The sequence below is a fragment of the Paraburkholderia sp. RL18-085-BIA-A genome, from assembly GCF_046027075.1.
Taxonomy (GTDB): Bacteria; Pseudomonadota; Gammaproteobacteria; order Burkholderiales; family Burkholderiaceae; genus Paraburkholderia.
In genome coordinates, this window is the sequence record NZ_JARESU010000053.1 from 42,367 (window position 1) to 59,385 (window position 17,019).

At 65.3% G+C, this 17,019-nt stretch carries 16 protein-coding genes and 1 pseudogene; 10 read left to right on the forward strand and 7 right to left on the reverse strand.

Annotation, left to right across the window (positions count from 1 at the left end; genetic code table 11):
- Positions 1-125: 125 nt before the first annotated feature.
- Entirely contained in the window at positions 126-983 is an 858-nt protein-coding gene (locus P0D89_RS28980; protein ID WP_408362473.1) for a polysaccharide deacetylase family protein, read from the forward strand.
- A 45-nt stretch (positions 984-1,028) separates the two neighbouring features.
- Here the strand turns inward: P0D89_RS28980 and P0D89_RS28985 are convergent.
- Positions 1,029-1,223: pseudogene (locus tag P0D89_RS28985) on the reverse strand (DUF2252 domain-containing protein); the annotation flags it as partial.
- A gap of 99 nt (positions 1,224-1,322) precedes the next feature.
- Between P0D89_RS28985 and P0D89_RS28990 the strand changes: the two are divergent.
- Positions 1,323-2,015, forward strand: a complete 693-nt coding sequence (locus P0D89_RS28990; RefSeq protein ID WP_408362514.1) for a Pr6Pr family membrane protein — start codon at positions 1,323-1,325, stop codon at positions 2,013-2,015.
- A gap of 165 nt (positions 2,016-2,180) precedes the next feature.
- Positions 2,181-2,456: a CsbD family protein gene (locus tag P0D89_RS28995; RefSeq protein ID WP_408362472.1), complete on the forward strand. Its 276-nt coding sequence runs from the start codon at positions 2,181-2,183 to the stop codon at positions 2,454-2,456.
- Positions 2,457-2,609: 153 nt separating this feature from the next.
- On the opposite strand, the gene P0D89_RS29000 is transcribed toward P0D89_RS28995, so the two are convergent.
- The 3 genes from P0D89_RS29000 to P0D89_RS29010 all read right to left on the reverse strand — a co-directional run bounded on the left by P0D89_RS29000 (position 2,610) and on the right by P0D89_RS29010 (position 5,864).
- Entirely contained in the window at positions 2,610-3,419 is an 810-nt protein-coding gene (locus P0D89_RS29000; RefSeq protein ID WP_408362471.1) for an exodeoxyribonuclease III, read from the reverse strand.
- Between the two features lie 23 nt (positions 3,420-3,442).
- Positions 3,443-3,661, reverse strand: coding sequence for a hypothetical protein (locus P0D89_RS29005; RefSeq protein WP_408362470.1), 219 nt, complete (start codon positions 3,659-3,661; stop codon positions 3,443-3,445).
- Positions 3,662-3,803: 142 nt separating this feature from the next.
- The gene (locus P0D89_RS29010) at positions 3,804-5,864 is read right to left on the reverse strand and encodes a D-(-)-3-hydroxybutyrate oligomer hydrolase (protein WP_408362513.1); all 2,061 of its coding nucleotides are present in this window, start codon (positions 5,862-5,864) and stop codon (positions 3,804-3,806) included.
- A 219-nt stretch (positions 5,865-6,083) separates the two neighbouring features.
- Between P0D89_RS29010 and P0D89_RS29015 the strand changes: the two genes are divergently transcribed.
- The 7 genes from P0D89_RS29015 (at position 6,084) to P0D89_RS29045 (ending at position 12,540) form a co-directional block, all read left to right on the forward strand.
- A complete protein-coding gene (locus P0D89_RS29015) occupies positions 6,084-6,878 on the forward strand; it encodes a 2Fe-2S iron-sulfur cluster-binding protein (RefSeq protein WP_408377561.1) in 795 nt (264 codons plus the stop codon).
- 12 nt (positions 6,879-6,890) lie between these two features.
- A complete protein-coding gene (locus tag P0D89_RS29020; protein ID WP_408362468.1) occupies positions 6,891-7,892 on the forward strand; it encodes an FAD binding domain-containing protein in 1,002 nt (333 codons plus the stop codon).
- Positions 7,889-10,111 carry a xanthine dehydrogenase family protein molybdopterin-binding subunit gene (locus P0D89_RS29025; RefSeq protein ID WP_408377562.1) on the forward strand — a complete coding sequence of 741 codons (2,223 nt, stop codon included), beginning with the start codon at positions 7,889-7,891 and terminating at the stop codon, positions 10,109-10,111. Before P0D89_RS29020 ends, P0D89_RS29025 begins: the two co-directional genes overlap by 4 nt.
- Positions 10,112-10,325: 214 nt before the next feature.
- The gene (locus P0D89_RS29030) at positions 10,326-10,913 is read left to right on the forward strand and encodes a nucleotidyltransferase family protein (protein ID WP_408362466.1); all 588 of its coding nucleotides are present in this window, start codon (positions 10,326-10,328) and stop codon (positions 10,911-10,913) included.
- A gap of 92 nt (positions 10,914-11,005) precedes the next feature.
- A complete protein-coding gene (locus P0D89_RS29035) occupies positions 11,006-11,305 on the forward strand; it encodes a hypothetical protein (protein WP_408362465.1) in 300 nt (99 codons plus the stop codon).
- Between the two features lie 274 nt (positions 11,306-11,579).
- A complete protein-coding gene (locus P0D89_RS29040; RefSeq protein WP_408362464.1) occupies positions 11,580-12,284 on the forward strand; it encodes a PIG-L family deacetylase in 705 nt (234 codons plus the stop codon).
- 115 nt (positions 12,285-12,399) lie between these two features.
- Positions 12,400-12,540 carry a hypothetical protein gene (locus P0D89_RS29045; protein WP_167335679.1) on the forward strand — a complete coding sequence of 47 codons (141 nt, stop codon included), beginning with the start codon at positions 12,400-12,402 and terminating at the stop codon, positions 12,538-12,540.
- A 44-nt stretch (positions 12,541-12,584) separates the two neighbouring features.
- On the opposite strand, the gene P0D89_RS29050 is transcribed toward P0D89_RS29045, so the two are convergent.
- From P0D89_RS29050 to aepX, 3 genes are read right to left on the reverse strand one after another with little or no spacing between them, the layout of a single operon-like run.
- Positions 12,585-13,652 (reverse strand): 2-aminoethylphosphonate aminotransferase, encoded by a 1,068-nt coding sequence (locus P0D89_RS29050; RefSeq protein WP_408362463.1) that lies wholly within the window; start codon positions 13,650-13,652, stop codon positions 12,585-12,587.
- 15 nt (positions 13,653-13,667) lie between these two features.
- Entirely contained in the window at positions 13,668-14,831 is a 1,164-nt protein-coding gene (gene aepY, locus P0D89_RS29055; RefSeq protein WP_408377563.1) for a phosphonopyruvate decarboxylase, read from the reverse strand.
- Complete coding sequence (aepX, locus tag P0D89_RS29060; protein ID WP_408362461.1) at positions 14,828-16,591, reverse strand: phosphoenolpyruvate mutase; 1,764 nt, start codon at positions 16,589-16,591, stop codon at positions 14,828-14,830. The genes aepY and aepX overlap by 4 nt, the downstream gene beginning before the upstream one ends.
- Positions 16,592-17,019: the final 428 nt, after the last annotated feature.

The window sequence follows — 17,019 nt, forward strand, 5'->3', positions numbered from 1 at the left end:
TTTGCAACCATTCCTGATCGCGCCACGTCGAGCCGTGCATCGGTGGTATCTTTTGCGGCTGCTGCGCATCACGCGCGATTCATGACCTTCCCGCGACGAAGGAACGCCGACAGCAAGCACGCTTGATGAACGAATTCTTCACAACGACGCCTCGCGCCCAGCCCGCGCCGCCGCGCCGCTGGCCGCAAACCCGCTATCCCGCGATACTCCCCGCGACCGCCGCATGGCACGTCTTCGTGCTGGCCGGCTGGCTGCTGGCGCCCGCCGCGTGGCCGTGGTGGCTGGCCGCGATCTTCGTGAACCACGCCGTTTTCACCGTGGCCGGCCTGTTGCCGCGCACCTCGCTGCTGGGGCCGAACTGGACGCGCCTGCCCGCCGCCTCGCGCAACGCGGACGCCATCGCGCTGACCATCGACGACGGGCCCGACCCCGTGGTCACGCCACAAGTGCTCGATCTGCTCGACAGCTTCGACGTGCGCGCCACCTTCTTCTGCATCGGCGCGAACGTAGAGCGCTATCCGGCGCTCGCGCGCGAGATCGTCGCGCGCGGCCATGCGCTCGAAAACCATTCGCAGGTTCACGTGCATACGTTTTCGGTGACCTTGCCGGGCGCGCTCACGCGCGAGATCGATGCCGCGCAACGCACGCTCGAACAGGTGAGCGGTGAGCGGCCTATGTTCTTCCGCGCGCCCGCGGGCCTGCGCAATCTGTTTCTCGAACCTGTGCTGCGCAAGCTCGACTTGCGGCTCGCGGCGTGGACGCGGCGCGGCTATGACACGCGCGAGCGCGACCCTGACGTGGTCGCGAGACGGCTGCTCGACGGGCTTGCGGCGCGGGATATTCTGCTGTTGCACGACGCGAACGCGGCGCTGACGGTCGACGGAAAGCCGTTGATTCTCGCGGTGCTGCCGCGCGTGATCGAGGCGGCTCGTGCGCGGCAGTTGCGTTTCGTGACGTTGCGGGAAGCAAGGGTCGATGTGTGAGGTGAGGATGCGGGTCAAACCACGCCACAACCACTTCCGCCACCCCTACACCCGAAAATCCGCCGCCATATCTTCATCCGAGCGCACTTGTAGCTCACCAGTGCGGCACGCCTTCAAAAACACGTCATAGTCGCGTTCCACCTGATCCGCGTAGCTCGTCGTATAGCCGGTCAGCGCTTCCGAGAACTGGGTCGGACGCCTGCCGCCGGTGAGCGGCTCGCATGCCACGCCGAGACATTTCGTGGCCGGCACGGTATTTGACGAAACGAAAGCCGCAGGCTCGTCGAGTCAGTATTGGACACGCTGCGAAGCACATGGCGTATGTATAGAATCGTGCGCATGCGCCCTACCCTTCCTCAGCAGCGGGAGCCCGAGCTGCCGCTGCATACACCCAGTGTTTCGTCGGTGACGCTGGCGGCGGTCATCGCCGTCATCGCATGGATTTCGCTCGTCGCGCAAGCCGATGTCACCATCGATCGCACGCTTGCCCGCGGTCTGACCGTGTTCGACGGCCTCGCTCGCATGAGCAGCTATCTCACCAACCTGACGGTGCTGGGCTGCGCGATCTGCTTTACCTGCGTGGCGCTGCGCACGCACCGGTCACCGCTCGTGCGTTTTTTCCGGCAGCCTACCGTCGTGACCGCGGTGGTCGTGTACATGGTTTTCGTCGGGCTCGCGTATAACCTGTTGCTGCGTGGCTGGTGGTCGCCCGCACCGCTCAGGCGGCTGCTCACCGAATCGCTGCACAGCGTGCTGCCGATGCTGGCCACACTCTATTGGGTGCTGTTCGTGCCGCGTTTTCATTTGCGGCTGCGTCACGGTCTGCTGTGGCTGGTTTATCCGTTGACATACCTCGGCGTCACGTTCTGGCGCGGCAGTCTCTCGGACTTTTATCCGTACCCGTTCATCGACGTCGACACGCTCGGCCTCAGGCACGTGATGATCAATTCCGCGCTGCTGTTCGGCGGCTTTCTGATGTTGATGGCGGTGTTCGTCGGCATTAATTTCCGGCGCCGGCGCGGACGTTCCTGACGCTTTCTTTCCGCTGTCCAAAACCCTCTGCGGTACGGGCGCGCTTCTTGCACGAGGTATGTGGACGCAGGACCGCGCGATGCGGGGTTCTGCGCGACACCTTGGTGTGGCGGCGTGGCACTACGGCGCCCTCACACGTAAATATGACAACGGGAGCAAATTCGTATGGACACCAATTCAGCGGAAGGCGCGGTCAAGGAAGTCGCGGGCAAGGTTCAAGGCGCCGTTGGCGAAGCACTGGGCGACACCGGCACGCAACTGGCCGGCAAGGCGAAAGAACTCAGCGGCAAAGCCCAGCAGCTGTGCGCGAGCACGACGAGCCTCGTGCGCGACACCACAGCCGAAAGTCCTTTCACCGCCATTGCGGTGGTAGCCCTGGCGGGTTTTGTCGCTGGTGCGCTGTGGTCGCATGGCGCGGCGAATCGCGGTGATCGGCGCTAGAGCATCGGGCAAAAGCCGGCTAACGGGGGTTGAACAAAAAGACTAACGGGCGATCCGCCAAGGGCGGTCGCCCGTTTCGCGCTGGGCCGAAGCCATGTTGCCCGCTATTTTGCATACAGCCATGTTGCCCGCTATTTTGCATACACGTCGCCGCTAGCCGTTTTTCTTCCGGCGTCCCGAACCCATATCCAGTTCCACCCAGGTCGGCGCGTGATCGCTTGCATGCGGTTCGCCGCGCACCCAGCGGTCGACGCCCGCATCGCGCAAGCGCGGCGCGAGATCGGCGCTCAGCAGCAGGTGGTCGATCCGCAAGCCGGAATTCGTGTCCCAATGCCGGCGGAAATAATCCCAGAACGTGTAGACCCGCTCGTCGCCGAAACGCGTTCGCAGCGCGTCGGTCCAACCCTGCGTCAGCAGCCGCCGATAACGCTCGCGACTCTCAGGCTGCAACAGGGCGTCCTTCAGCCATGAACGCGGGTTGTAAATATCCTCGTCCGTGGGCACGACGTTGAAGTCGCCCGCCAGCACCACCGAATGGCCACTTTTGAACAGCTTCGCCGCATGCGCGATCAGATGATCGAACCACGCGAGTTTGTAGTCGAATTTCGGACCCGGCTGCGGATTGCCGTTCGGCAGATACAGACACGCCACCAGCACACCGCCCGCCGCCGCTTCGAGATAACGGCTGTGCGTGTCGTCCTCGAAGCCGGGCAAGCCCCGGCGGCTTTCGAGCGGCGCCTCGCCCTTCGCCAGAATCGCCACGCCGTTCCATGCGCTCTGACCTTGCCAGATCGAGCCGTAGCCCGCATCGCGCAATTGCTCGACGGGAAAGGCGCTATCCACGGCCTTGAGTTCCTGCAGACACACGATATCCGGCGCTTCGCGCTCCAGCCATTGCAGCAGAGCCGGCAGCCGCGAGCGGATGCCGTTGATGTTGAAGGTCGCAATCCGCAGCTTCGTCACGATGTGTCCTCCTGTCAGGCGGCTTACTCCGCCGCGGCGTCGCACCACTCCATCGCCCAGGACTTCGCGCAAGAAATGGCATCGGCTTCGTTGGAAAAGGAATCGATGTCGCCTGAATCGTGCGACTGCGGGTGCCGGTTATTCTGCGGCGCGTGGACGATTTTCGCTCTGGCGTAATAGAGGCCGTCTTCCGCATGGCGCGCGCGGCAATCGATGTGGAAATGCCTGTAATCGAACTGCATGGGCTCTCCTGTAAACGCGCTATGCCTGTTCGGCGGCAGCAGGGCTTATACCTGATCCAACGCAACGAAACGCCGCAGCGCAGCGACACGCGCACGCACGCCAACGAGCGCGCGCGTATCCCCTGCCCCGAACTACCGCCCGTCAATTCGGCACATTCACCACGCCATTGGCCGCCGTAATCGCATTGCTCCCCGGACTCGCCGCGATCGCCGGCAAGTTCGCGACGGTCAGCGCCGGCGCGGCGCCGGGCACCCCACCGCGCGGTGTCGTGTGAATCACCTGTGACGGCGGCAGCGGCGTGCCGCTCTTCAGATGGCTCCACATCAGATTGAGCGCCTGCAGATTGTAGTAATGCAGCGGCACGAAGCGCGTATCGAAGCCGGCCACGCTGAGAAACGCGTCAAAGTGCTGACCGTTCGTCACTTCGTAAAGCGACAGCTGGCTCGCGCCGCCCTCGGCCACCTGATTCATCCCGAGATACGGCCGCGACGCGTGGTTGATCGGCACTAGTGCATCCGCGCGGCCCTGCACGATGATGGTCGGCTTGCCGTGCAGATTCGCGTTCATGCGAATCGCGTCGACGCTGGCGGTCAGCGTGCCGTTGGTCCACAGTGCGCGCAAGCAGGCGGCCCCCGCAAAACTGGCATCGGCGGTCGCCAGCCGATGATCCAACGCGCCCAACGCGCCCGCGTTGTAGACCAGATTGATGCCGTTGGTCGGCGGCACGCCGTTGCCGTTGCCGAACACCGTGAGCATCGGCGACACCGCCGGCGTCACGCCGGCCGCACCGGCCGCGCTCGTGGTGCCGAAGCTGAAATTGCAGAGGTTGTCAGCGACACTCGCGCGCGCATACGCATTCGCATACGTCACGGCGACCGCCGGCACGGCCTGCGAGTCCCACATCGGCGCTTGCAGGAGGTCCGAGTCGGTCTGGTAGCCGTTCTGGTGCAACAGCGCGAGCGCGTTGACCGCCTGGGTCGTCACGTCCGTTCCCGCGATCACACCGCTCGCCGCGAGCGACGCGCATCGCGCGGTGCGAAGCGCCGCGGTGATCGCGAGCGGCAACGCGGTCAGATACGGCGCGCCGGTTGCGGCGGGCGCGAGCGCGGCGCACGGCTGCAGCAGGTTCGCGAGCGTCGTGTAGTCGGCAAGCGGTTTGCCGAACGCGCCGACCGGCACGCCGCCTTGAGCCACCGACACCTGTGCCGGGAGCCGCAAATTGATCTGCGGCTCGCCGACGACTACCGCGGTAATCAACCCGGACGTATCCTGTTCCGCCGCCGCGAGCGCCGCGCCACCGCCATTGCTCACGGACGCCGCGATTGTGGTGATCTTGCCGCTCGCATAGCGCACAGTACGTGCCGAGCCATTCAGCGCGCCGTACGAATCGTTGAGCGCCCAGTATGCGAACTGGATCGCCTGCAGCGTATTCTTGCCCCAGTCCTGCTCCGGATTCTGCCGCGAGTGCGCGTGCTTGAACGCGTAGCGATTCGGGAACTGCGTATTGAACGACGCGAGCGCGCCGCCGCTCAGATTCGCCGTGAAAAGACTCGCCTTACCGGCGGCGGACGCATCCTGCAACGTGCCGTCGATCAGCGTGACCCGATTGGTCGACAGTTCGTGCGCGCCGTTGCCGCTACCCTTGTCGGTGTAGGCCACCGCACAACCCCGCTTGAGGCCCCACTCGCCGGCCGCGGAAATCGCGCCGTACACGCCGCGCGAACCGGACGATGTCGCCGTGACGATGCACGGCTGATCCGGATTGAAGCTCGCCGGAATCTGCACCAGCATGCTGACGTTCTGCGCGCCAGAGCCGTCGTCGGCGAAGGCGAGGTATTCCTTGCCCGAGATCTTGCCTTCGCCCAGCGTGTCGTTGCCGTTCAGGTCGACATTGGGACCCCAGAAGCGTCCATAGCCGCCGTTCGCGCTCATGTCGACCAGCGCGCGATAGTTCGACCAGATCGCCAGCCGCCGCAACTCGGCAGCGGTGGGTTGCGCGGGGTTGGCAATGGCGGGAGCCGTGGCCGACGCGAGGCCGGTTTTGCCGAGGCCCGCGGTCAGCAGGTCGTCACTGTTGCCGTCGTAGGACCGCGTGGTCACCGTGCCTTTGATAAACCCCGGCAGCACGTTGCTTTGCGGTGGAGTCAGATTGTCGTCGTTGCCGCTGCAGGCAGTCAGCACGGTTGCCGCCGCCGTCACCATGGCCACGGTACGCAGTGGCCATCCAATCCCCGATGCAATACGCGTAGCCCGCCAGACTCTGATCGCTAATGTCATCTTTGCTATCTCCGTTATTATTAAATACCGTTGTATTTGCAACGGCACCGAAATTGCTGCGTCATTGTTTGTTTGAACGCGACGCTTCGGATACCGATGCATCGCTAGCCTGCATCGACCTTTCAATGGAGTCAACAGATCGTCATGTCCACGCATAACGAATGTCAGAATCCGGAGGACGAAGCCGCCCTCCCAGAGCAACCCTCACGTCGGCGCTTTCTGCAGTCCGCGGCTGCGGCCGCAACGGTCGGCGCAGCGCCGCATCTGCGCGCGCAGACCCAAACGCCCGCCGCGCCGCCGGCCCCGATCGACCAGGCCGTGCCGCCGCGTCCGGTCACGCTGACCATCAACGGCCGCGCCTATACGCTACAACTCGAACCGCGCGTAACCTTGCTCGACGCGCTGCGCGAATACGCCGGCTTGATGGGCACGAAAAAAGGCTGCGACCGCGGCCGATGCGGCGCCTGCACGGTGCTCGCCGACGGCCGCCGCATCAACTCGTGTCTGACACTTGCGGTGATGCACGAAGGCGAGAACATCACGACCGTCGAAGGGCTCGCGACGAACGATGCACTGAGCCCGATGCAACGCGCGTTCATCGAGCACGATGCGTTTCAGTGCGGCTACTGTACGCCGGGCCAGTTGTGTTCCGCGACGGCTTTGCTCAATGAATTCCGCAATGGCGCGGCGAGCACCGCGACGGCCGATGTGCGTGCCCGTCCCGCTCAACTTTCCGACGACGAGATCCGCGAACGGATGAGCGGCAACATTTGCCGCTGCGGCGCGTATGCGAACATTGTGGCCGCGGTGCGCGCGGTGCACGACGGCGGCAGCCAGACCGGCAGCGCCGGCATGCATAACGCGATCGGTGTCGGTGCGATAGGCGACGGGCGTGGCGACGAGCTTCGCGATGGCCGCGCGAGCCACGGCATCGCATAAGGAGCGACCAACATGGATGCGATCTCCTACGAACGTGCCGGCGACATCGCCAGCGCGGTGCGCGCGGCGCAGCAACCGGGCACCGTCTTCATCGGCGGCGGCACCAATCTGCTCGATCTGATGAAGGGCGGCGTGGCGCGGCCGGTGCGGCTCATCGACATCACGCATATCAACGGACTCGACACGGTGACGACGCTGCCCGATGGCGGCATCCGTATCGGCGCGCTGGTGCGCAATAGCGATGCGGCGAATCACGCGCTGGTTCGCGAGCAATACCCGTTGCTGTCGCAAGCGCTGCTGGCGGGCGCGTCCGCGCAATTGCGCAACATGGCAACGGTCGGCGGCAATCTGCTGCAACGTACCCGCTGCGGCTACTTCTACGACACGGCCTTCACACAGTGCAACAAGCGCACGCCGGGCAGCGGCTGCGCGGCGCTCGACGGCCGTAACCGCACGCACGCGATTCTCGGCGCTAGTCCGCAATGCATCGCCGTGAATCCGTCGGATATGAGCGTGGCGCTCGCCGCGCTCGACGCGGTCGTGCGCGTGAGCGGCCCCGTCGGCGAGCGCACCATTGCGTTCGCCGACTTCCACCGCCTGCCTGCCGACCGGCCCGATGTGGATACCACCTTGCAGCCCGGCGAACTGATTACCGCGGTCGATCTGCCGCCGCCGCTCTTCAGCGCGCACTCCCACTATCTGAAAGTGCGTGACCGCGCCAGTTACGCATTTGCGCTGGTGTCGGTGGCCGCCGCGTTGCAGATGGACGGCGAGCGCGTGCAGACCGCGCGTATCGCGCTGGGCGGCGTCGCGCACAAACCGTGGCGTGCGAGCGCCGCCGAACAGATGCTCAACGGTCAGCCGCTCTCGCAGGCGACGCTGAACAACGCTGCCGCCGCCGCGTTGCGCGACGCACGGCCGCAGCACGAGAATCGCTTCAAGGTGCAGCTCGCGCAACGCGCGATCGTGCGCGCCGTCAACCAGGCCGCCGGCCGCGATGGAGGTGTGGCATGAACCTGATCGGTCAACCGGTCGACCGCATCGACGGTCTGCTCAAAGTCACCGGCGAAGCACGCTATGCCGCCGAATTCCCCGAAGCCCGTCTCGCGCATGCGGTGCTCGTCACCAGCACGATTGCGTGCGGCACCATCGCATCGATCGACGCGAGCCGCGCGCAAGCAGTGCCCGGCGTGCTGCTGGTGATGACGTATCAGAACGCGCCGCGCCTGCCGAACGGCGGCAAGCCCGCGCTGGCGCCGCCGGCGGGCAGGCGGCTGTCGCTACTACAGGACAACGAGGTTCACTACAGCAACGAGCCGGTCGCGGTGGTGGTCGCCGACACGCTCGAACATGCGACCGATGCCGCGCGTCAGTTGCGCATCGTCTATCAGAGCAGCGCCGCGACCGTCGACTTCGCGCAGGCCAAACCGAACGCGCACGCGCCGGACAAGCCGCAAGGCCGACAAACCGACACGCAGCGCGGCAGCTTCGAAGACGGCATGCAAAGCGGCACGGTCCACGTGAATGCAACCTACACCACGCCGATCGAGCATCACAACCCGATGGAACCGCACGCCACGATGGCGCGCTGGGACGGCCCGCACCTCACGCTCTACGATTCGACGCAAGGCGTGAGCGGCGCGGCGCAGGCCGTCGCCAAAACGTTCGGCATCGCGCCCGGCGACGTGCGCGTGATCTCGCCGTTCATCGGCGGCGGCTTTGGCTGCAAGGGCTCGTCGTGGTCGCATGTGTCGCTGTGCGCGATGGCGGCGAAGCAGACCGGACGTCCGGTGCGGCTCGTGCTCGAACGGCCGCAGATGTTCGGTCCGGTCGGCGCGCGTCCGCGCACCGAGCAGCACTTCACGATCGCCGCCCGTCATGACGGCACGCTGACGGCGATGCGCCACGACAGCTTCTCCAACACGTCGACGATCGAGGACTGGACCGAGACCTGCTGCATGGTCACGCGCATGCTGTATGCGGTGCGCAATCAGGTGACCACGCACCGGCTCGTGCCGCTCAATCTCGGCACGCCGACCTTCACGCGCGCGCCGGGCGAAACCACCGGTTCGTTCGCGCTCGAATCGGCGATGGACGAACTCGCGGCTGCATTGAAAATGGACCCGCTCGCGCTGCGTCTGAAGAACTACGCCGAGGCCGACCCGCAGGAAAACAAGCCGTGGTCGGGCAAGTCGCTGCGCGAGTGCTATCAGATCGGCGCGCAGAAATTCGGCTGGTCGCGGCGCACTGCCGCGCCGCGTTCGATGCACGACGGCCGCACGCTGATCGGCATGGGCATGGCGACCGCCGCGTATCCGGCCAATCGCAGCGAAGCCTCGGCCATCGCGCGGATTTTGCCGGACGGCACCGCGATGGTCGCTTCGGGCACCCAGGATCTCGGCACCGGCACCTACACCGTGATGACCCAGGTGGCCGCCGACGCGCTCGGCTTCGCGCCGGAGAAGATCCACTTCGCGCTCGGCGATTCGACGCTGCCGCGCGCGCCGGGGTCGGGCGGATCGCAGTCGGCGGCCAGCGTGTCGCCGGCCGTGCGCGATGCGGCCAGCCAGGCGCGCAGTCAGTTGATCGCGCTGGCGCTCGCCGATCCGGCTTCGCCGGTGCACGGCATCGCGCTCGACGACATCACCGTGGATAACGGCTGGGTGGTGAGCCGCACCCAACCGGCGAGGCGTGATCCGGCCGCGGCGATCATCGCGCGCTCGGGCGGCAAGCCGATCGAGGCGACCTCGACGGTAAAGCCCGGCGACGAGAAACAGAAATACTCGTTTCACTCGTTCGGCGCGGTGTTCGTCGAAGTGCATGTCGACGCCGAGCTCGGCACGATCCGCGTGCCGCGCGTGGTCGCCGTGTATGACGTGGGGCGCGTGCTCAACCAGAAGACCGCGCGCAGCCAGATGATGGGCGGCATCGTGTGGGGTGTGGGGGCGGCGCTGCAGGAGGAGAGCTCTCTCGATACGCGTTATGGGCGCTTCACTAACTCGAACCTCGCGGAGTATCACGTGCCGGTTAATGCGGATATTGGGTCGCTCGATATTACGTTCATCGATCGGCCGGATCCGTATATCAACTCGCTGGGGGTGCGGGGGATCGGGGAGATCGGGATTACCGGCGTGCCGGCGGCTATCGCGAATGCGGTGTATCACGCAACCGGGGTAAGGGTGCGGGATTTGCCGCTTACGCTGGATAAGGTGATGGGAGCGACGATGGTTTGACCCGGCTGGTGGTTGCGGGGCGGGTTTTCCGGGCCGGTTTTCCGGCTGCGTTTTCCGGTGGCGGTCGTTGGTGGCATCTGCCGCTGACGGTCGTCCATCGCGCTCGCATTTTCACCGCGACACCTCGCCCTCCGTCATGCACCTGCATTCGCACTTGCCTGGGCCCGCGTTGCATCGCACAATCGGTCTCATTGTTCCCCACCTGTGTCCGCCCATGCCCTACGCCTCGCTCGCTACTGGCGTGTTGCTCGCCGCCGGCTTCGGTTCGCGCTTCGATCCGGAAGGTCTGCACAACAAACTGCTCGCGCGGATGCCTGACGGCACGCCGGTCGCGCATGAGTCCGCGCATCGGCTGCTGCGGGTCGTGACGCGGGTGCTGGCCGTGGTGCGGCCGGGCTCGGACGCGCTCGCGCGTCTTTTGAACGACGCCGGTTGCGACGTGGTGTTCACCGCCGACGCCAACCGTGGCATGGGCGCGAGCCTCGCCGCCGGCATCGAGGCGAGCGACGACGCCGAAGGCTGGATCGTCGCCCTCGCGGACATGCCGCGCATCGCCACCACGACGATCGAAGCGGTGGCGCGCGCACTCGACGACGGCGCGTCGCTGGTCGCGCCGTATTACGACGGCCAGCGCGGGCATCCGGTCGGCTTCGGCGTCGCGCATCGCGACGCGCTGCTGGCGCTCGACGGCGACACCGGCGCGAAATCGCTGCTGATGTCGCAAACCGTGACGCGGGTGGATGTCCGCGATCCGGGGATTTTGCGCGATGTGGATACGCCGGAGGATCTGCGCGAGGTGTAACGGCGGCGGTGCGCAACGCCGGGACCGCGGAGTGCTGCGCGGGCTTGATCGAAGCGGATGTTTGGGCGAATACTGCATATTCATACAGTCTTTTGTCCGCATGGACTGGCGCTTATCACACCGCGTGCATCCATCGCGCCCGCGAATCGCGAAGTCGAGGCGGCCCAGTACTGGCTGGAACAGGAGCTGACGCGGATCGCGGCGCGCACGTCAACCTGTCCGGGTATTTGGGGCAGACCATCGCTCATCGCGAACGTCTGATCGTGCCCACGCGGCATCCGTCGTACGGGCTGAGAACGGCCGACGCCACGCTGCGCGAGGACCTCGTCCAGAACCTCGTGACGGCGTTCGGCCGTGCGGCGACGCTGGCAAAGATGACTGGGAGTCAGTAACGAGTAGCGGCTGCTCTCCCGTTCGAGGCTGCTTCGCTTCGTGCCGCAAACGGTGAGGCAATCCGGGAGCCTTTCCCATATGAAGGTGAGGGTTTACAGGAGCCAACCAGAGCCAACAGGAACAACAGAGGCCTTCCCCAGGCACGCCGCTTGCGCAGGCCACAACCGCGCGCAATCCGCCCCGATTGCGCCTAAGCTGAGGTGACGCCGTGTTTTTCCCACGCGAGCCGACGCGTCCCACGCAGCCGGCCATGCATCGAATGCCTACACGCCCATGAGCGAAACCAGCCCACGCCTGTTCATTGTCTCGCCCCATTTCGACGACGCCGTATTCAGTTGCGGCGCGCTGCTCGCTGCGCATCCCGACGCGGCGGTCTGCACGGTGTTCGCCGCGCCGCCCGAGCACGAAATGCATACCGAGTGGGATACAAAATCAGGCTTCGCGAGCGCCCGCGAGGCGGTCCACGAACGCACGCTGGAGGACAACCGCGCGCTCGAGATGCTCGACGCGATTCCGCTACGCATGCCGTTTAGCGACAGCCAGTACGCCGATTCGCCCTCGATCAGCAAAATGGCGGCGGCGCTCGAGGAAACGATTTATCGCACCACCGCGAACACCCTGCTGATGCCGCTCGGCCTGCATCACGACGATCACGCGCGCGTCTTCGAAGCCTGCTGCGAAATCCTGCCGCGGCTCTCGCATCTGGAATGGTTCGGCTACGAGGAAGCGATTCACCGGCGCACGCCCGGCGTGGTGCAGGCACGGCTCGCCGATCTCGCGCAGCGCGGCATCGTGGCGACGCCGGCTAATCCGAGCGCGGGCCATACGATCGACGTGCAACGCCGCGCGCAACTCAAGCGTGAAGCGGTGAATGCGTATGCCAGCCAGTTGCGTGCGTTCGGCGCGGGCAACTACGACGACGTCTTCGCCACCGAGCGTTACTGGCAGCTGAGCGTGGGCCGTCGCGCGAAAAAGTAAGCGGCGAAGCGCGGCGGAAACGCCTACGCTAGAAGTGAATTGCCGGCGCCCGGTTCGAGCAGCATCGCCCGCACCAGGCGCGGTTCAACTACAGGGGGATGCGATGAGCTACGACATGCATACCAGTCCAATTCCCGACCCTAACGCCGATCCGAACCGCGATCCGGAGGCCGACCCGCTGGTGCCGCCGTCGCCGGGCCATCACGTCGAGGAGCCGCAGCGGCCCGATGGACCGCCGGACAAAGACCCCGTGTGAGCGTTTCGCGCCGAGCGGTTCATCCGGCACTGAAGACTCGTGAATCAACGCGTCAGTTCGCTAAATCCCTGCAGCAGACGGTCGATATCGGCGGCGTGAATATTGCCCATCGTCGAGATGCGGAACAGTTCGGCCGACAAGCCGCCTTGGCCCGCATAGATGACGAAGCCGCGCGTCTTCAGCGCGTCGTGCAGTTGCGGATACGCGATGCCGGCCGGCAGCCGGTAGGCGCGCAGCACCACTGACGACTGCTCCGCCGGCAACACGCTGCCGATGCCTCGCGCAGCCAGCCCCGCCCGCGCCTGTTCGGCGAGCGCCGCATAACGCGCGTGGCGCGCGCGCCAGCCGCCTTCGTCGGCGAGTTCGCGCAGCGCTTCGACGAGCGCGTAGTACGCGTGGACCGACGGCGTGAACGGCGTGTTGCGCTGATCCTGCAAACGCGCGAGCCGCCCGAGATCCAGGTAGTACGTGCGGCTCGCCGCCTGCGCGAGCGCGGCGCGGCGCACCAGTACGAACGACGCGCCCGGCACGCCATGCAGACATTTGTTCGCGGTTGCGGCGACCGCGTCGAGACTGCTATCGGCGAAGTCGATCGATTCGGCGCCGAAGCTGCTCACGCCGTCCACCAGCAGACGCACTCCGCGCTCGCGGCACAGCGCGCCGAGCGCCGTCAGATCGTTCAGGCGGCCCGTGGTCGTTTCATGATGGATCACCGCGACGTGCGTGAATGCCTTGTCCGCGGCGAGGCGTTCGGCGATCTTCGCCAGGTCCGGCGCGTGCATCCAGTCGTGCTTCAGCGATTCATGCGCGATGCCATATTGCGTGGCGATCTGCGAAATGCGCTCCCCGTATACGCCGTTTTCCACCACCAGCAGTTTGCCGTTTTGCGGCACCAGCGCGGCGGTCATGCTTTCGACGGCGGCCGTACCGGAGCCGGTCATCAGCACCGCCTGCCATTCGCTTGCGTCGAGGCCGTAGAGATCGACGAGACGCGTGCGGGCCTCTTCCTGCAAGTCGAAAAACTCGCTTTCGCGATGGCACAGGTCCGTCTGCAACAGGCTGTTGCGAACGCGTTCGGTGAGCGTCACCGGGCCGGGATTCAATAGCAGCATGGGCGGCTCCTTACTTCAGGCGGCGCCGATGTGGCGCATCAGGCGCGTCTTCACATCGGGCGGAGTGATGGTGGGACGCGGCAGGCCGTCCGGCGTGCCGCGGCGAATCGCGAGGCGCGCGAAGCGCGGACCGTCGGCGAGCGGCGCGTCGAAGAGTTCATCGATCACGGCCGGGTCGTCGCTTTCAACTGCCGACGCATAACCGCACGCGGCCGCCACCCCCGCGAACGAAACTTGCGGCGACACCGTGGCCTGACCGCCGGTCGAGTCGTGAGCGCCGTTGTCGAGCAGCACGTGCGTGAGATTGCCCGGACCGTACGCGCCGAGTGTCGCGAACGCGCCCATACGCATCAGCGCCGCGCCGTCGCCGTCGAGCGCAACCACGTGCAAGTCGGGACGCGCGAGCGCGAGACCGAGCGCGAACGGTGTCACGCAACCCATCGAGCCGACCATGTACAACTGGTTCGGACGGTCGTCGATCGCGTAGAGTTCGCGTCCGCAAAAGCCGGTCGACGCCAGCACGACCGTCGATTCGAGCGGAGTGTGCGCGATCACCTTCTTCAACGCGTCATGACGCGAAGCCAGTTCGCCCGCCGCGACATCGCGGAACTGCGCACACGGCACAACCGCCGCACGGCGGGTGCGCGGGCCGCTGTCTTTCAACTCGTACGGCGCGACGCTGCCTTTTTGCATCACGAGCGCATACGGGCGGCCGGTTTCATCCATGTGCGCGATCGCGCGATCCAGCGCCGGGCCGATCGCGTCGGCTTCGGTCGGGAAGGTCTCCCAGCGAATCTCCATCGTGTCGAGCATCGCTGGCGTGACGGGTCCCATCAGCGCGTGCTGCGGTTCGTCGGCGACACCCGGCTGGCCGCGCCACGTGACGATCAGCAGTTGCGGCAAACGGAAGGTCCACGTGAGCGAGGTCAGCGGACTCACGGCGTTGCCGAGCCCGGAGTTCTGCATCATCGTGACGCCGCGCCGGCCGCTGCGCGCGCCGAGCGTGACGCCCGCGATCAGCGCGACCGCGTCGCCTTCATTGGCCGCCGACACGTAATGCAGCGACTCGTCCTGCAGCACGTAGTTGATGAACGGCGTCAGATAGGAGCACGGCACGCCCGCGTACCAGTCGAAGCCGCGTTCGCGCGCGGCCTCGACGAACTGTGCGGCTTCGATCATCGCGCGACTCCGTTCGTGGCGTTCGTGGTGTGCTTCGCCGCGTTGCTGGTCGTGGCCGCGAACGGCGCTTGCGCGTGCGCGAAGTCGCCCGCGCGACGGAAGTCGTCGAGATCGTTCACGCCGCGCCAGTGGCCATGCACGTATTGCACCTCGATCGATTCACCGGCTTCCATCAGCGCGTTCAGCAGCGCGGGCATGTCTAGCGAAGCGAAATCCGCGCGCGCCTGCAACCGGCCCATTACCGCCTGCAGACGCTCGCGGCCGGCGTCGCGCACCTTCAACAGACCGACCCAGCGGCCATGCGGCGCTTGCGATGCGATCGCTGCCGACGCATGCTGCCCGCTCGACACGTGACGCAGCACAATCTTGTTGCCGAACAGACCGCGGTCGTCGGCCGCCGAGCACCATGCGAAATCGCGCACGCTGGCATTTTCCGTATCGGTCAGCGACGAATCCACCACCACGCTGAAGGCCGCTTCGCTCTCCACCAGATCACGCAGAATGTAGCTGCGAAACAGCAGGTCGCCGTACGAGATGACCGTGTCGCCCGTGAGCTTGTCAAGCGCGACCCGGTCTTGCGCGACCCGGTCTAGCGCGCACGCGAGCGACGCGAGTTCGCCGGTCTGCGCGTGCTGTTCGTTGACGACGAGCTTGATGCCCGCGGTCTCGATCGCATCGGCGCGATAGCCGCCGACCACCGTGATGTCGTTGACGCCCTGCTTCTTGAACGCGTCGACCAGCCAGCGCAGGAGCGGCTTGCCGGCGATAGGCAACATCACTTTCGGGCGGTCTTCGGTGACGGCGTCGAGACCCTTGCCGCGGCTCGCGGCGAGCACGACGGCGGCGCCGGCAGCGCGGCCGCTCGACAGATAGCGGTCTTCCGCCTCCGAGTATTCGTCGGCGTCCTGCAGGCGGAAGATTTCGTTGACGGCGGCAATGCTGTCTTCCACGTTGACGAGCGTTTCGCTCGAATGGATTTCCTTGGCGACGGCCTGCATCGCCGAGGCCGCCGCGCGGATCAAATGGTTCGCCCAGATCACGGTGCTAATGCCCGCTTCGCGGAACACCTCGGTCGGCGTGCTGTAGTACTTGGTCGGCACGATCACGAGCGGACCACGGCCGGCCCATTCACGCGCGAACTCGAGAATTTCATCGGGACGCGCGAGCTTGCTGTGAATCAGAATCGCGTCCGCGCCGGCTTGCCGATACGCTTCCGCGCGGCGCAGCGCCTCGTCCATGCCCCAGCCCGCGATCAGCGCCTCGACGCGTGCGACGATCGAAAAATTCTCGTCGGACTGCGAATCCTTGCCGGCTTTGATCTTGCCGCAGAACTCGTCCATATCGGCGAGCGGCTGCGCTTCGCCGTTGATGAAGCTGTTGGTCTTGGGGAACTGCTTGTCTTCGATACAGACGCCGGCGATACCGCGCTGTTCGAGCTTGCGCACGAGGCGGCGCACGTTGTTGAAGTTGCCGTAACCGGTATCGCCGTCGAGCAGGATCGGCAGATCGCCGGCGTCGGCCATGAATTCGAGCGTGTCGACCACCTGGGTCCAGCTTGCTTCGTTGTTGTCGCGCACGCCGTATTGCGCCGAGATCGCGAGACCCGAGCCCCAGATCGCTTTGAAGCCGGCTTCACGGACGATTCGCGCGGACAGGCCGTTATGGGCCTCCATCATGAATTCGAGTTCGTTGCTGACGAGCATCTGGCGCAGGCGCGCGCTACGGGACATTGGGATGAAGGCGGGTTGGCGGGCATTCATTTTTTTACTCCGGATGGCGGGCTTATTGGTGCTCTTTTTGCCCGGCTGGCGACTGGAAATTGGCGACTATAGCGGAATTTTCATTTATTCGTCATTTTCGACGACCGGAGTTTTCTCGCGTTGCGGTTAAGTGGAAAAATGTGCTGATTTTTGCATCCCCGTAGTATTCGAAGTGTTTTGGAGTTAATTGGCGTTTTGTGGCGCATTGACGCAGGTCATACCAGGCATGGATTCGCGGGCTTTCAAATGAAATTCACTCCCCTTAATATCCGTGATGGCCTGTATTTTCAATATTAATTTAAATTTTCGCCTGTAAATTGATTCGATATTTCCGATTTTTCCGGTCGCAAATAAAACCGGCAATTGAAAATCCAATAAACCACTTCCCACCTGTCAATAAAAATCCAATCGTAAAGCAGAAACACCCG